Raw genomic sequence first — 14,637 nt, forward strand, 5'->3', positions numbered from 1 at the left:
GTTCGGAGATTGATAGCATATTGATTGCCCCAGAGTGGTCGACTTACCAGTGCGTGTCCTTTCTAAGACTGGCGTATCGCTACAATGGACCACAGAACGGCTCTTGGGCAAACTTCGTAACGATTACGGAAGGGTTCTGCACGCAGCCAATTCGTTTCTTTGGCGATTATCCCCGTTAAAGCTAGCAATCAGCTCGTCAAAACGTGCCTTCACTTTGGGTCATACAGATATCCGATGCCTCGCACAGTTCTGATGATCTCGGGCTTTTCCGGGTTGGATTCAAGTTTTCGGCGAAGACGGGAAATCCTGATGTCGATACTGCGATCAAATGGATCCCAGGATCGATCATGGGCCTGTTCAAGCAGCTGGTCGCGGTTCAGAACGCGTCCCTTGTTTTCGGCGAATACCTTGATCAGGTTGTATTCCATAGCGGTCAGCTGAACTTCGGAACCATCAGAGGCCAGAAGTTTGGCCGCGTCTTTATCCAATGTAAAATCGCCAAATGGTGCTCCGTTGATGTCGGGGGCTTCCTTGGTCGCCGTTTCATGTATTGCTTCGCGCCGGAGTATCGCCTTGATCCGGGCTTCGAGTTCCCTCAGGTCAACTGGTTTGCCCAGATAATCATCTGCGCCCATCTCCAATCCGACGATGCGATCGATAACGTCGCCTGCTGCAGTCAACATGATAACCGGTGTAGTGTTCTCAGGGCGCAAGGATCGAAGTATTGAAAGGCCATCTTCCTTTGGCATGTTGATATCCATGACAATGACGTCGACCCCGTTCGCAGAAAGTATCTGCCTCAGCTCATCTCCGCCGGATGCTGCCGAAACCTCATATCCACGCTTGCCCAGATACTCCTGAAGCATTTCACGCACATCGACTTCGTCATCGCACACCAGGATATGCGTTCTCTTTTCATCCATCGGTTGCTTCCTTCCCCTCGGCAAGCAAATTGCCAACGAGGGTTCTGAGTTCCAAAGGCGAAACGGGTTTCTCGAGATGAGGCAAGCCGGATTCACCAAGCAATGCTTGCGAAGCGTGCCCCATCGTATCCCCGGTCACATAGGCCGATCTGTTCAGCATGTGCGGAAATTCGGCAACCAGAGCCTGATAGATCTTTCGTCCATCAACACCCGGCATATTCAAGTCACTCAGGAATACGTCATAGTTTTGTGAGCGAAGATTGCGCAATGCTTCCTCACCGGATGAGACGAAATCGACGTCAAAACCTTCTCTTCTCAGAATCTCTGCGTGCAGCTCACCAACTTCAACTTCATCATCCACCACCAACGCCTTCAAAGACAGTGAAGAAGAAATTGAATCTTTCGGCTCATCTTCCATAAACTCGCTCTGTGCCCCGATAGGCAGCAAGATCCGCATACAGGTGCCAGTACTGTCGCTCTGATCAAGCCGGATCTGACCGCCATGAGACAGTATGATCCTGTGGCAAAACGCGAGACCAATACCGGTGCCTTCCCCAACTTCCTTGGTGGTGAAGAACGGTTCAAAGATTCGGGCACGAATAGCCTTGGGGATTCCCGGGCCATTGTCCTTTACCGTCAACTCGACCATGCCTGAATCAAACTTCGGCCGCGCTGAAAGCTCGATCAGGTCACCGCGCTCAGATGACCTCATGGCCTGTTCAGCATTAATAATCAGATTGATGATAACTTGGGTGATCTGATCGGCATCCGCGGCAACCGGTGGCAAATCAGCAGGAATATTCTGCACGACGCGGATTCCATCTGATGGCGTGCCATACCCAACGACATCCGCCGCAGTCGCGATCAGCCCGGCAACATCGACATCCTCGATATTGCTGGGTTGCTGACGTGCCATTGCCAGGAATGTTTTAACGATTTTCGCGCAGCGCTCGGCCGCATTGCTGATCTTCTCGATTCTGGCGGTCAGATCGGGGTCGGTAATTTCGTCCTTGAGCATGAGAGAATGCCCAACAACCACGGAAAGCGGATTGTTTAGCTCATGGGCCACGCCAGCAAGAAGTTCGCCAAGCGCTGACATCTTCTCATTCTGGAAAAGCATCTCGCGTTGCTTTGCGAGTTCTTCTTCAATCGCCAGTTCATCTGTCAGATCTCGTGTGTTCGAGACGATGACTTCTTCGCCATTGAATTCGATCAGGCGGGAAGAATCTGCAGCCCAAAACTTTCTTCCATTTGCATCAACAAACTCCATCCGCCGATCTTTGAGAGATCCCGCTTCGCGAAGGTCTTTCAGGTATCGCTGACGTTCTGTCGGATCAGCATAGTAAGATTTGGAACTGCGGGCAGGACCAAACAGAGCCTTTATTTCCGGCGTTGCAAACAGGACCTCACCTGTCTCTGCATGCGTCATGTTGATCGCGGCGGGATACGCTTCCATCACCTGCCTGATCAAAGCATCGGCTTCCTGCTGAACCGTAAGATCAATAATGCTGGTAACGATTACTTCTTCGCCTTTGTAATCGATCAGTTGCGAAGAAATTGAGGCCGGAAAAATCTTTCCATTGGCATTGCACAAATCGAGCTTGAAGTTTTCGACATGACCATCCGCCAACAGCAAGGTCACAAAATCCGCGCGCTCCTCAGGCTTGGCGTAATGCTCCCGCGCGAACTTGGAGGCGCCAAACATCTGAAGGGCGGCGGGTGTGCGATACAGGATCTGGCCATCGCCAATGCGCGCCATCGTCACGACTGCAGAACTGGCATCCAGGACCTTCCTGATCAGAAGGTCTCCGTCGCGTTCTTCAGCCTCGGCCTGCTTGCGATCTGTAATATCCTCGCGCGTAACAACAAAGCCGCCAAGATTGGTGGGATGGACCGACACCAGATAAGTTCGACCGTCCGTTTCGGCCAGTTCATAATCCTGAATGAACTCGATCCCGTTGGCCAATCGGTCCGAGACCCACTGTTCTTCATTGCCGATGGCGTCAGCATAAATCCCGCGCCGCGCTGTTTCGCGCATCAGGATTTCCCAGTCCAGTCCGGGCTTTAACAGGTCCGCGACACCCTTGTTCATCTCGGCATAGCGCTGGTTGAACATGAGCAGGCGACGGTCGTCATCATAAAGGGCGAACCCTTCCTTAAGAGACTCGATTGCATCGCGCAGAAGGTCCCTTGCCTTCTCGATTTCCTGAAAATCGTTCGCCATGTCCATCGTCATCCTATTTTTCTACGGTATCATTGTTTCAGCGCCATTTCAAAATCAGCATCTAATGTTTCAATTGTTTCAAACCGGTCGGGGTGGCGCAAATTCCGGCCGTAATTTCCCATGTTTCAGAGACAGATAGCGCGTTGTGTGACCTGCTTCACAGAGCAACAACTGAAACACTTTGCGCCTATTTCGGAAATTTCAATGAAACAATGAACCGTCAGTTATTGCTCATCTCAAACGCAAGTGAGTAAGTACGATGACGATTTCATTTAGGTCTACCGAAGCAAGCAATGCACCGATTGTCGCATTGCATTCCTCCGCATCCAGCAGCGCTCAGTGGAGCCAACTGGAAGCCGATCTTGACGGTCGCTTTGATGTTCATGCCTTTGATCTGCCCGGCTATGGTCGTGCACCATTGGCGAGCGATCACAGCCAAAAGGGGGCGGCAATTTCGGCGGCCTCCATAATCAGGGAAATCGAAAAGCTGGGCAGCGCGGTTCATTTGGTCGGTCACTCGAACGGTGGCGGCATCGCGATCAAAATCGCCCTGATGCGCCCTGATCTGGTCAAAAGCCTGACTGTCTATGAACCGGCCGCGTTTCATTTTCTGGCTCATGGGAACAACAAAGGACGTCGCTTGTTTCAAAAGATCAAGCTTTTGTCTGGGTTGGTATCTGGCGCTGCTGCCGAGGGTGATGCGGCCGCAGGAATGCAGCATTTCCTTGATTTCTGGAACGGAGACGGTTTTTGGGACGACCTGCCCGACAAGGCCAAAAAGAAATTTGCGGGCCTGATTTCCTCAGTCATGACGGATTTTGCCAATGGGTTTGCCGAGAGCTGGACGTTAAAGGATCTGGCCAATCTCGAGATGCCAGCCCTGGTGATGACCGGTCTGGAATCCCCTGAGATCGCTCAGAATGTCGCCGTGGCCATCGCCAAGACGTTGCCCAATGCACGTATCGCATTGTTGCCCGAGCTTGGACACATGGCGCCAATCTTCCAGCCGGAATGGGTCAATTCAAGAATCTTCGAGCATGTTGCCAATGCCGAGCGGCCGATCGCCGATTTCAGCTGGCCTGATCTCGAAGCTGCATAACTCAAACGCATTCAGAAGATGCGGCTATTTTGAAACCGCTGATCTAGGGTCAGCACAACACCCGGAGGACATCAATCATGGGTATTCAATCAACCATCGCACCCACAACAGATTACACGGCAATCAAAGCCAAACAGAACGCAGCGTGGGGTGCCGGAGATTACAGCAAAGTCGGGGTCACGCTGCAGATAACCGGTGAAGAGCTTGCTGAAGCAATGGACATGCGCGCAGACTCAACGATCCTTGATGTGGCAGCGGGCAACGGCAACGCAACACTGGCCTTTGCCAGACGCTTTTGCGACGTAACCTCAACCGATTATGTCGAAAGCCTGCTGGAAGCCAGCGGCAAGCGTGCCCAAGCCGAGGGTCTGTTCGTAAACTACAAGGTCGCAGACGCCGAGAACCTGCCCTTTGATGATCAGTCATTCGACGCGGTAGTGTCCACATTCGGGGTAATGTTTACACCTAATCAAAAACAATCCGCTGCCGAACTTCAGCGGGTCGTTAAGGCAGGTGGAAAAATCGGCATGGCCAACTGGACCCCGGAAAGCTTTATCGGGCAACTGTTTAAAACGATTGGCAAGCATGTGACGCCGCCTGCGGGCGTGAACTCTCCGGCGATGTGGGGAAACCGGGACTGGATCGATCAGAATTTCGGCACTCGGTGCGCGGTGAAATCGTTTCGGCGCAGGAACTTCATGTTCCGCTACCGGTCAGCCGAGCATTTCATGGAATATTTCCGCACGTTCTACGGCCCGATGCAAAAAGCATTCGAAGCGTTGGATGCCGAAGGTCAGACATCATTGCGCAATGACATGATGGCGCTGATCAAAAGGTTCGACATCTCGACCAACGATTCACTGTGCATTTCTTCCGAGTATGCCGAGATTATCGTCGAACGCCGCTGACATAGATTTTAGGACCATGGCGCCCTTCGGCAGAGCCCCGAATGGCGTCAGAATGCAGCGACGGCGGCAGACTTGAATTGAACTGTGTAGAATTTGTAGTCTTTGACAATGGGAGCGCTTCCCTATTCGTACTATTTTGAAAGGGTTTTGGTATGGCTGAACGCACGCTCTATGAGAAGTACGGGGGATTTTCGCAGGTTAGCAAGATCGTCCTCTCCTTCTACGATACCCTTCTTGATAACGATGACATCGGGCCATTCTTCGACGAGGTCGATATGTCCCGGATGGTTGATCACCAGACTAAATTCATTGCTTCCCTGCTTGGCGGACCAGCGTCTTATACGGACAAACAGCTAAAACAGCTACACTCACATCTCGATATCAACGACGCTCATTTTGATGAGCTTGAGGTGGTGCTGCGTGCGACCTTGATTGATCACGGTCTGGCCGACGAGGATGTCGAGGCAGTTGTCGCAGAGTTCGCCAAACGCCGCCCATTGATTGTCGGGTGACCCATGAAGATAGAAGCCATTAATGAACAGCTCCTGCGCGCAATCGGCGTAGGGGTCGCGCTACTGGATCGTAAATCATTGCGTTTCAATTTTCGCAATGACACGTTTGACGACTGGTTCAGCAACGAAGCAGAGCCAAATCAGTTGCAGGAGCTTTTTCCTGATCTGGATGCCGAGGCCATGCAGACTGCCCTTGAGGATAACGGGCGATACGCATCGGAGATCAAGTTCAAAAAGAAACGCAGGACGCTGATCATCGCACTCGATTTCACTTCCACCAAAGACGACGTCCTGGTTCTTGTCTGTCAGAACATCACGCGGATCAAGGAGTTGGAATCTATGATCGATTCCTATTCGATGATGGTCGAGCGCAACACAAGAGAGATCAAACGCGAAAAAGAGCAGGTGGAGAAACTGCTTCTCAACATCATGCCTCGTTCGGTCTATGAAGAATACAAAACCTTTGGTGTGGTGACGCCACAGCTGTACAACCCTGTCTCTGTTCTGATGCTGGATTTTGTGGGCTTTACGGAAATGGTCGCCTCGCAGGACCCCAGCGTGACCGTCACTGAACTGAACGACATATACAGCGCGTTTGATCGTATAGGTGAGCAATTCGGTTGCGAACGCATCAAAACGATCGGAGACGCGTATATCACTGTGGCGGGATTGCCTGATCCGACACCGGATCACGCCAAGGCAATCGCCAACACAGCCATCCGATTTGTGCGCTATCTGAACCGGCGCAATCTGAGCCATCCGCATCAATGGCATTGCCGGGTTGGTCTGTCTTCGGGTTCGGTTGTCGGCTCGGTCGTCGGAATTCAGAAGTATGTTTACGACATATTTGGACCTGCCGTGAACCTCGCTTCACGGTTGCAGGAATTCTCCGAGCCGATGGAAATCAGTGTTCAGGGCGAAGTCGCACATGTCCTGAAGGACCAATTCGATCTTGAAAATATTGGGGTCAGAACGATCCGAGGATTTGGTGAACAGGAAGTCTGGCGGCTTTCGGACAGCAGTTGAATGCAGCACCCTTGCCATCTTGGCTAACGGTAGATCAACTGAGTTGCACTTTCACAAAGTACGAAACGGTCTTTCAACGCGCGTTTTGGTCACTCGAACTCCATGTAGTTCATCATATCGCGGCGTTGCTTGGCAAATACGATCAAATGGGAGAACACATCGTTTACAGTCGGCGTGAGCTTTGAAGTTTGATCGCTACAAATCGCAATAAAAATCGTTGCTCCTCTGCGATTGTTCCAACGGATTGGTTTGTCGCAATCAACGTCGATCTATTGATTCCAAAGAATGGTAGTAGCGGCGCAAAAGTCCCACTTCGATGGTCCAGAGCTAGTCAATGTCGCAGAGCCTAGCAGTAAACATAAACACCGTCGCAACGGTTTTCTCTCATCATCTTAGCAGAACCGAAGGTACACTACACCTGGGTGGAGCCGGGATAGACGGAAGAGCAACTGGATGCCCATGTCGAAGAGGTTTGGCATGAAAATGGATTGTCGGATGATACCAAAGTTATTGCGTTTCATTGGAAGTCATCTGAGGATTAAAGCTGGTGGCGTTTTGCGGCGTCGAGAATGGCGCAAATCTACCTGCAGGGTGCGGCTAAAACCATAACCCAAGTACGATCAGCCGCTTCATAAAGCGCGAACTCCTTGGCTTTGCGAGAAAGCAGGTTAGCTCGATGTCCCGGTGATTTCGACCATGCTGCCATCACAGCGTCCAAACCGTTTTGTCCCTTGGCAATGTTTTCAGCCACGAAACACCAGTTGTAGCCTGTTTTGCGCACCCGTTCGCCCACGTCAGACCCGTTAGAGCCGGTATGCGAAAAGAACCCACTCTTCACCATGTCATCGGCATGCGACTTGGCGGCTTGCTCCAACTTTGGGTTGTAACCTAGTGCTGGAACACCTTGACCGCCGCGAAACGCATTCAGCTCGTTTGTAGCCAATTTGTCGGCCATGAGAGCCGAGGGGAGCAGAAGTGCCATGGATAACAACAGGCGTAGCATCTTATGTTTGCCCGTAACTTTACTCAGTAATTTGAGTACCTGAAATTGACCACGGCATCGTTTTGAATTGCGCAGTGAGCTTTTATGTAGGAGCGGGCATCGGTACTATCGCTGGATCTCGCGACTTCCAAATCAATTAAATCAATCCCGTCTGCATTTGTCGTGTACGAGAGTGTACGTTGGGAATCCACGGCGTAGTAGCCCTGATTAGTCATTGCGGCATGCGTTCGGTGCATACAAAGCCCGACTGCGTTTTCCTCTGGAGAAAGACTTGGGTGCTTCTGATAATGCGACCCATGATGGTGGTGATACCGCGCAATGGATGCCCCTAAAACCCCGAGTGCGACACCTGCGATAACGTCTCCAGCATCACTGGCATTCGCGGTTGTTGGCTTTAGACCGGTCGTAGCGAACAAGGCAAAGGTGATCCCCATGCAGAGAGTTCTGTTAAACATTGGGCCGCTTCCTCGAAATTGGCATGGTATGCGTTGTCAGATATCCGTACCTGTAAGGCTAAGCTAGATTGCACGTTTCGGACCAGCTTTTTTGACTAAATTCGTGTCGATGGCTGGTTTGCACAAACAGTTTTATCTTCGTTTCAAAAGGTACGGCGCGCCGAACGCGTACCCCCTCATAGAAATCGCCAATCTCCATCAAGGCACGCCGCTCCTGCTTGGTATCGGTACAGCGTGTTTGAATTGTGTCTGGGATCAGAAAATAAGGGGTCTACGGGAATCCCCCAATTTCGGACAAGGCACCAACAAGGTAGATTGAGTTCAACGGAACAACACTACCACTCCGTATACCCCCTCAAGAGAGAGGGGCTGGCTAAGACCCCCTCATCCAGCCCCTCACCACCTTCACTCTCAATCATTTGTGAGACGGTGGGTTCTTCCCCTGCTCCCAATTTGGGAGGCCAGCGCAGTATACCACATGTGGCCCGCCATATTCAGCCCGCTATAAATGGGGGGTAGGCAGGCCAACTGTCAGAAGGTGACGAATTCTAAGTCATCACTCCGGTTTAGTCGGATGTCGGCTCTGAGCCCGAAGCTGATGCATCACAAAAGGACTTAGTGACGAAAGCAGACGACGGAATTCTTTTTGCTATGGGTTTTGCCGCACCACAGATGGAACATCCGTGGTGCGCTTCCATGGTCAGGCGAACGACACGCCGTTGTCCCTCATCGGCAATTCTGAAATACGCACGTCAAGCTGCGCAACAGCATTGGCTAGGGCAGGCGCTGCTGGAGGTGTCCCAGGCTCTCCAATCCCTGTTGGAGCCTCGGCCGAAGGCACAATGTGCATCACTATGCTCTTGATGTCGGAGATCCGCAGCGGTTCGTAGTCGGGGAAATTGAACTGTTCCACCGTTCCACCGTCAAGTGTAATCTGCTCGCGCATTGCGTGGCCAATTCCGTAACCGATCGCCCCTTCCGTTTGGGCACGAACGATGTCCGGGTTGACAGCGATGCCGCAATCCACGGCTGCGGTGACCTTTTCGATCTGAATACCGTCATCTAGGCTGCCGGAAATCTCTACTATCTCTGCCACGTAAGAGCCAAAGGATTTGTGAACGGCGATCCCTTGGACATTACCGACGGCTGGCTGGCCCCAATTGCCTTTCTCAGCAACCAGTTTCAGTACGCCTGCCTTACGTACAGCGTCGTCGCCTCCGCCCTCAAGATACGCCAGGCGGAATTCGACCGGGTCGCGGCCCACAGCCTTGGCGGCCATGTCCATCATCACTTCCATCACATATGCTGTGTGCGTGTGACCCACAGAGCGCCACCACAGAACCGTCGTGGCCTTTTTAACATCCGTCAGGCCCACCGATATGTTCGGAATGGTGTAAGGACTGTCTGCAAGGCCTTCGACCGTAGAGTGGTCAATGCCGTCCTGAACAGTGAACGACTCGAAGGGAGTGCCTTTCATAATCGACTGACCGGCGACCTGATGCTCCCAGGCTGCGATATTGCCCTCGGCGTCCAGACCGACTCGCACCTTGTGACCCGTTGCAGGCCGGTAGTATCCGCCGCGGATGTCATCCTCTCGATCCCAGACCAGTTTCACAGGCCGCGAGCGATCTGTCATCACAAAGGCCAATGCCGCTTCGACCTGATAGTCGGCGTCAGGGGTTGCACGGCGCCCGAAGGAGCCTCCGGTCAGCATAGTATTGATGTGGATCTTTTCCGGCGGCAATTGGAATATCTGCTGATAAGCCATATGTGGACCCGTCGGCATTTGCGCACCATCATGCAGGACGATGTCACCTTCGGCCGTCTGCTCAATGGTACAGTTCAGCGGCTCCATCGGCGCATGGGCCAGTAGCGGGAAGTAAAACGTCTTTTCGACAATGGTCGCCGCGTTATCAACCGAAGCGCTGACCGTGCCCCGATCTACTTTGTTGACGTTGTAGACGGGCGCGGCATCAAGTGCGGCCATCACCTCGTCCCGGATCTCAGCCGAAGAGCGTGTCTCTGCCCCAGACATGTCCCAGTCCACTTCAACCGCGTTCCGCGCCTGAATGGCGGCCCAGGTGTTCTCTGCATAAACAGCGACTCCGTGGTTAGTGGGCAAGGGCATCGCCATGATGAAGCCCGTAACCTCTTTCGCAGCGCTGTCGTCGAAGCCCGCGACCAGGCCACCACGCTGAGGCGTGCGCTTGATCATGACAACCATCTGGTTGGGCAAGTGCACGTCCATTCCGAATTTGGCTTGGCCGTTCACTTTGATGGGGCTGTCAACGCGGCGTGTGGCGTCGCTGCCAATGATCTTCCATTCGGAGGGATCGCGCAGGCGCGGGCTTTCTGACGGGGGAATGTCTGCCGCCACGGCAACGAAGTCGCCCAGTGGCGCGGATTTCCCGCCGCCAATGACCAGGCCTGCCTGAATGTCCAACGTCGCGGCGTCTACTCCCCACACCTCAGCGGCCGCTTTGATCAACATCTCGCGCGCATTGGCGCCTGCCGTGCGGTACTGCATCCAGGAATTGGCCATAGCCGTTGAGCCGCCCGTGCCTTGGAACGGGCCAAACAACAGGTTGTTGTAGACTTCGGGGTTCGAGGGCGCGAATTCGAACCCGATCTGGTCCATAGTCACGCCCAGTTCCTCGGCAATCAAGGTCGACAAACCGGTGGCTGGACCTTGCCCCTTTTCGAAGTGCTTGATGATGGCGACTACGTTGCCGTCGCTGTCGATCTTTACAAACGGGTTCAAAATTGCATCGGCGCGTCCCGATGCGGCTGCAGCACCATCTGCCTTTGCTCCGACATAGAGGACGGTCGTGGCTGCCGCGGCGGTTTGGAGGAATCCCCTGCGGGAAATATTTGCAGTCATGTCTTTCAAGCCTCCAAAATCTCAGCCGCGCGCAGAACACCTGCACGGATGCGTTGGTAGGTCGCGCAGCGGCACGCGTTGCCATACATGTAATAGTCGACTTCTTCGGGGGTCGGATTGGCGTTCTCGCGCAAAAGACCAACGGCGTTCATGATCTGACCGGACTGGCAGTAGCCACATTGCACAACATCTAACTCGAGCCAGGCTTGTTGCACGGCTGTTCCGACCTTGTGATTTTCCATATCCTCGATTGTGGTGATCTCAGCGTCCTCAACATCCTCAATAAATGTCTGGCAGGAGCGCACTGGCTGACCGTCCATATGCACGGTACATGCTCCACAAGAGGCAACGCCACATCCGAATTTTGTTCCAGTCAGCTTGAGTTCGTCCCGGATCACCCAAAGCAGCGGCGTTCCGGGTTCGGCCTCGACCGTTCGCATCTGGCCATTCAGTTTTAGTGATATTGCCATGGCTATCTATCTTCCTTTTCGTCGGTGGACTGTTCGCGTTTGAAAACTTCGCTGTCTCTCAGTCAGGCCGTTCTTGTAGTCACCGGATCCTGCGCTCTTATTGCGAGTTATTTTGAGCCCCAATCGGTATGGTCATCCTTCTTTGTGTAGACTGGACTAGTCGTCACGAGACCGGTGCCCTCAACTGGATTGCAAACCTAGTTGTGTTTTCATCCCACCGATAAAGGCCTCGTCATCCAGGGCTTTTCGGCTATTCAGAAGCTCAACCGCATCCGCGCCGGCGCGGTAGCGCAGAGTGTTTGTGCCATCGGTCACAGAGGCCCAGATGACGTCAGCCACAACACTCGGCGGAGACGCCCCTGACCTCATTTCCTCGCTACCCCAGGCAGCAAACAAAGCTTGAACTACTGGCTGGTACTCGGTCATTTCTTCATCGTTGACGAAGTCAAACGACCGTCCACCAAATTCGGTCGCGATCATTCCAGGTTCAATAAGCTTCACTTTGACGCCCGCAGCCTCAAGCTCGTAGTGCAGGGCTTCGGAAATGCCTTCCACGGCAAACTTCGTACCGTGATACAACGTCCCAAGCGGAAAGGTCATCTGGCCACCAATCGAAGAGATATTGACGACCGTGCCTGACCGATTGGCACGCATATGCGGCAGTAGGGCCTTGGTCGTTTCCAGCAACCCGATTACATTGGTGTCGAACTGCCGGCGGACGCGGTCCATTGGAAACGCCTCAAGCGGACCATATGCGCCGTATCCTGCGTTGTTCATCAACACGTCGATCTTGTTGAATTTATCCATCCCGGCCGCCACAGCTGCTTCGATTGACGCAGCATCCGTCACATCGAGTCGTGTGACGAGAATGTTGTCTTTTCCCGTCAGATCCTCCTCCTTCTCCGGTGTACGCATTGTCGCAATTACGTTCCATCCGCGGTCGGCGAACAACTTTGCGGTTTCCTTGCCTATGCCGGACGAAGCACCGGTAATCAAAATGGTCTGGGTCATGCGAGAGGATTCCTCATCTTATATTCCTCCCAGATAGCATCGTAGCCAATGAGCGCCGTGCCCGATCGTCCAAATGATCTGCCTATTTCTCCGGTCGCATAGCCTTTTGTGTTCAACATAGTTGCTAGGAGCCTATAATTCTTGAGCAAAGGAGATGCCCTAATGGTGCCAGAAACTCTGATCAAAGATGTTTTCAGTCATGTTGAAAATGCTGGGAGCCTTGGCACGGGATGTGAAACAGGCGTTGATGGACTTTACGCAATCGCGAACGTCGAAACCACGGAATGCGCGGCATCGTTTTATGAACCGATCATGTGCCTGGTACTTCAAGGGGCCAAGGAAGCTTACATGCGCGACCGTGTGGTTCGCTACGGAGCCGGCGACGCCTTGATCGTTAGCCACGCAGTTCCAGTGGAAGCAGCTGTGATCAAGGCAAGCCCTGACGCCCCCTATGCGGCGCTTGCGTTGCGGCTCGACCTTGCGCTCGCTCGTAGCCTCTATGATGAAATCGGCGGCGTAGATGAAGCGGACCACAACATACGCTCTTTGAATGTAGCGGCATCCGATACTGCACTAATAGACGCAATGGACCGTTTATTCCGACTATCCAAAGACCCGGTGGAAGCACGTGCACTCGCTCCTCTGGCGTTAAAAGAGATCCATTTCAGACTTTTACGCGCTGAGCACGGTGGCACGTTGCGGCAATTATTGCTCCAAGGCAGCCCGGCCAACCGGATCTCGAAAACGATTGCCATCATTCGCAACAACTTCAAAACAAACATCGCGGTTACCGAGTTGGCATCGGAGTGCGGAATGAGTCTTTCTGCGTTCCATGAGCATTTCAAATCCGTGACCGCCACCACACCGTTGCAGTACCAAAAGGATCTTCGCCTTCTGGAAGCCAGAAGGTTGTTGTCGTCTAACGGCCTATCCGTCGCAGCCGCTGCATACGAGGTGGGCTACGAAAGCCCGACGCAATTTAGCCGAGAGTTTTCAAGAAAATTCGGGTTGTCTCCAATCGCTCAAAAGCTCGAAGGGAGAGTTCTGGCGGAATAGCTCTAGCTTGTGTCGAAGCATTGGTTGATCGCGCATTCGATGGCTGCTTCGTCCGCACAACTGCCGTTAGTCTCGTCGCCAAACATCAAAAAGCTCACCAAACGTTCCCCCTGTTTTGCTAAGCTTGCTGAATGTGCGGACGACTCGGCAGAGCTGTATGCCCTGCAGAACTGGATCGTGAAGCCCACTCAGATGTTGGATATGGCGTTTAGACTGCCGAGGGCCGTAGGCGGCAATCAGAGGGCGCTAAGGCGCTGTGGGCTGAGCGTAATCGCCTGATGGCTCTGGCGCGTGAAATGGAGCGAGCATTGGCCTGACAAATGGCAGGCCCACAACCCCAGCAATATCAATGCCCGTTCAGTAAATTAGCTGCACAGCATCCGGGCATCTGCTCAGATAGCTGTAATCAGTGCGTTTGCCGCTCCTAAAAAACCCGCTACTGCCGCTGCGCTCGCCAATAGTATACAGACGACTTCAATCGCACTTAGTTTCATGTTTTGCCCCCAAGCAAGTCTCACATTGGATTTAGGGCAACCGTCGATGACCGAAAAGAACATCATGATTTACGTGGCGGAAGCCTGCCTTGCTCAAGGCGTCAATCCGCTCAACTATCTATGCATATTACTTATGGTTGAGGGCATGAACGGTACTTGAAGCTTGACCTGTTGCACCACTGCACCGCTTTTATCGCTTGAGCCCTTTCTCTCGCCCACACGCCCCCATTTCGCGTCTGAGCTTCACAATCCCTGCATCACTGGTTCTGTGGTGTTCAGCCGCTCGTATTGCTCTATTGCTGACAAGTACTCCGCAAGCTGCTTGCCTTCCTCGGTATCTGGTTCCGATCCCCATAGGTACTCGATCTCTCGCAAGGCGCGCGGTATTCAGTCGGGGCGCGTACAGTCGTCATGGTAACACCTTAAAGCTTAAATCAATGTCAATTGTGATACCTGGAGGCGAACGATTCTGATAGCAGGTAGCCAGAGCAATTTTGCGACATCCTTAACTAATTGCTGACAATACCTCAGCAATCCTCTACCACCCGAGCCATTTGATTAAAGATTATAGGAGG

Annotated in this window: 12 protein-coding genes; 5 read left to right on the plus strand and 7 right to left on the minus strand. The window is 53.0% G+C overall.

All coding sequences use genetic code 11. The features are described 5' to 3' along the window. Nucleotides 1–209 precede the first annotated feature (209 nt). Complete coding sequence (locus tag ACR0MQ_RS07420; protein ID WP_170774551.1) at nt 210–923, minus strand: response regulator; 714 nt, start codon at nt 921–923, stop codon at nt 210–212. Next, nucleotides 916–3,147: an ATP-binding protein gene (locus ACR0MQ_RS07425; RefSeq protein ID WP_480606998.1), complete on the minus strand. Its 2,232-nt coding sequence runs from the start codon at nt 3,145–3,147 to the stop codon at nt 916–918. Before ACR0MQ_RS07425 ends, ACR0MQ_RS07420 begins: the two co-directional genes overlap by 8 nt. Nucleotides 3,148–3,406: 259 nt before the next feature. Between ACR0MQ_RS07425 and ACR0MQ_RS07430 the strand changes: the two genes are divergently transcribed. From ACR0MQ_RS07430 to ACR0MQ_RS07445, 4 genes are all read left to right on the plus strand, one after another. Next, complete coding sequence (locus ACR0MQ_RS07430; protein WP_480607001.1) at nt 3,407–4,246, plus strand: alpha/beta fold hydrolase; 840 nt, start codon at nt 3,407–3,409, stop codon at nt 4,244–4,246. A 77-nt stretch (nt 4,247–4,323) separates the two neighbouring features. After that, the gene (locus ACR0MQ_RS07435; protein ID WP_480607004.1) at nt 4,324–5,154 is read left to right on the plus strand and encodes a class I SAM-dependent methyltransferase; all 831 of its coding nucleotides are present in this window, start codon (nt 4,324–4,326) and stop codon (nt 5,152–5,154) included. Nucleotides 5,155–5,306: 152 nt separating this feature from the next. Further along, a complete protein-coding gene (locus tag ACR0MQ_RS07440; RefSeq protein WP_170471441.1) occupies nt 5,307–5,666 on the plus strand; it encodes a group I truncated hemoglobin in 360 nt (119 codons plus the stop codon). A 3-nt stretch (nt 5,667–5,669) separates the two neighbouring features. Then, nucleotides 5,670–6,692: an adenylate/guanylate cyclase domain-containing protein gene (locus ACR0MQ_RS07445; RefSeq protein ID WP_170774543.1), complete on the plus strand. Its 1,023-nt coding sequence runs from the start codon at nt 5,670–5,672 to the stop codon at nt 6,690–6,692. A 580-nt stretch (nt 6,693–7,272) separates the two neighbouring features. Here the strand turns inward: ACR0MQ_RS07445 and ACR0MQ_RS07450 are convergent. The 5 genes from ACR0MQ_RS07450 to ACR0MQ_RS07470 all read right to left on the minus strand — a co-directional run bounded on the left by ACR0MQ_RS07450 (nt 7,273) and on the right by ACR0MQ_RS07470 (nt 12,512). Then, nucleotides 7,273–7,674: a CAP domain-containing protein gene (locus ACR0MQ_RS07450; RefSeq protein ID WP_480607008.1), complete on the minus strand. Its 402-nt coding sequence runs from the start codon at nt 7,672–7,674 to the stop codon at nt 7,273–7,275. A gap of 44 nt (nt 7,675–7,718) precedes the next feature. Next, nucleotides 7,719–8,150 carry a hypothetical protein gene (locus ACR0MQ_RS07455; protein WP_480607011.1) on the minus strand — a complete coding sequence of 144 codons (432 nt, stop codon included), beginning with the start codon at nt 8,148–8,150 and terminating at the stop codon, nt 7,719–7,721. A 700-nt stretch (nt 8,151–8,850) separates the two neighbouring features. Then, nucleotides 8,851–11,031, minus strand: a complete 2,181-nt coding sequence (locus ACR0MQ_RS07460) for a xanthine dehydrogenase family protein molybdopterin-binding subunit (RefSeq protein ID WP_480607014.1) — start codon at nt 11,029–11,031, stop codon at nt 8,851–8,853. A 5-nt stretch (nt 11,032–11,036) separates the two neighbouring features. Continuing rightward, complete coding sequence (locus ACR0MQ_RS07465) at nt 11,037–11,501, minus strand: (2Fe-2S)-binding protein (protein WP_170774535.1); 465 nt, start codon at nt 11,499–11,501, stop codon at nt 11,037–11,039. A gap of 180 nt (nt 11,502–11,681) precedes the next feature. Continuing rightward, nucleotides 11,682–12,512 carry an SDR family oxidoreductase gene (locus ACR0MQ_RS07470; RefSeq protein ID WP_480607017.1) on the minus strand — a complete coding sequence of 277 codons (831 nt, stop codon included), beginning with the start codon at nt 12,510–12,512 and terminating at the stop codon, nt 11,682–11,684. Nucleotides 12,513–12,674: 162 nt separating this feature from the next. Here ACR0MQ_RS07470 and ACR0MQ_RS07475 point away from each other — a divergent pair, with 162 nt between their 5' ends. After that, entirely contained in the window at nt 12,675–13,568 is an 894-nt protein-coding gene (locus ACR0MQ_RS07475; RefSeq protein ID WP_480607020.1) for an AraC family transcriptional regulator, read from the plus strand. Nucleotides 13,569–14,637: the final 1,069 nt, after the last annotated feature.

Source organism: Ruegeria sp. AN6 (genome assembly GCF_056540425.1).

What these genes read in the sequence shown, in the direction of transcription:
- ACR0MQ_RS07420 (WP_170774551.1), bottom strand. Translation starts at nt 923, where the DNA reads ATGGATGAAAAGAGAACGCATATCCTGGTGTGCGATGACGAAGTCGAT.
- ACR0MQ_RS07425 (WP_480606998.1), bottom strand. Translation starts at nt 3,147, where the DNA reads ATGGCGAACGATTTTCAGGAAATCGAGAAGGCAAGGGACCTTCTGCGC.
- ACR0MQ_RS07430 (WP_480607001.1), top strand. Translation starts at nt 3,407, where the DNA reads ATGACGATTTCATTTAGGTCTACCGAAGCAAGCAATGCACCGATTGTC.
- ACR0MQ_RS07435 (WP_480607004.1), top strand. Translation starts at nt 4,324, where the DNA reads ATGGGTATTCAATCAACCATCGCACCCACAACAGATTACACGGCAATC.
- ACR0MQ_RS07440 (WP_170471441.1), top strand. Translation starts at nt 5,307, where the DNA reads ATGGCTGAACGCACGCTCTATGAGAAGTACGGGGGATTTTCGCAGGTT.
- ACR0MQ_RS07445 (WP_170774543.1), top strand. Translation starts at nt 5,670, where the DNA reads ATGAAGATAGAAGCCATTAATGAACAGCTCCTGCGCGCAATCGGCGTA.
- ACR0MQ_RS07450 (WP_480607008.1), bottom strand. Translation starts at nt 7,674, where the DNA reads ATGGCACTTCTGCTCCCCTCGGCTCTCATGGCCGACAAATTGGCTACA.
- ACR0MQ_RS07455 (WP_480607011.1), bottom strand. Translation starts at nt 8,150, where the DNA reads ATGTTTAACAGAACTCTCTGCATGGGGATCACCTTTGCCTTGTTCGCT.
- ACR0MQ_RS07460 (WP_480607014.1), bottom strand. Translation starts at nt 11,031, where the DNA reads ATGACTGCAAATATTTCCCGCAGGGGATTCCTCCAAACCGCCGCGGCA.
- ACR0MQ_RS07465 (WP_170774535.1), bottom strand. Translation starts at nt 11,501, where the DNA reads ATGGCAATATCACTAAAACTGAATGGCCAGATGCGAACGGTCGAGGCC.
- ACR0MQ_RS07470 (WP_480607017.1), bottom strand. Translation starts at nt 12,512, where the DNA reads ATGACCCAGACCATTTTGATTACCGGTGCTTCGTCCGGCATAGGCAAG.
- ACR0MQ_RS07475 (WP_480607020.1), top strand. Translation starts at nt 12,675, where the DNA reads ATGGTGCCAGAAACTCTGATCAAAGATGTTTTCAGTCATGTTGAAAAT.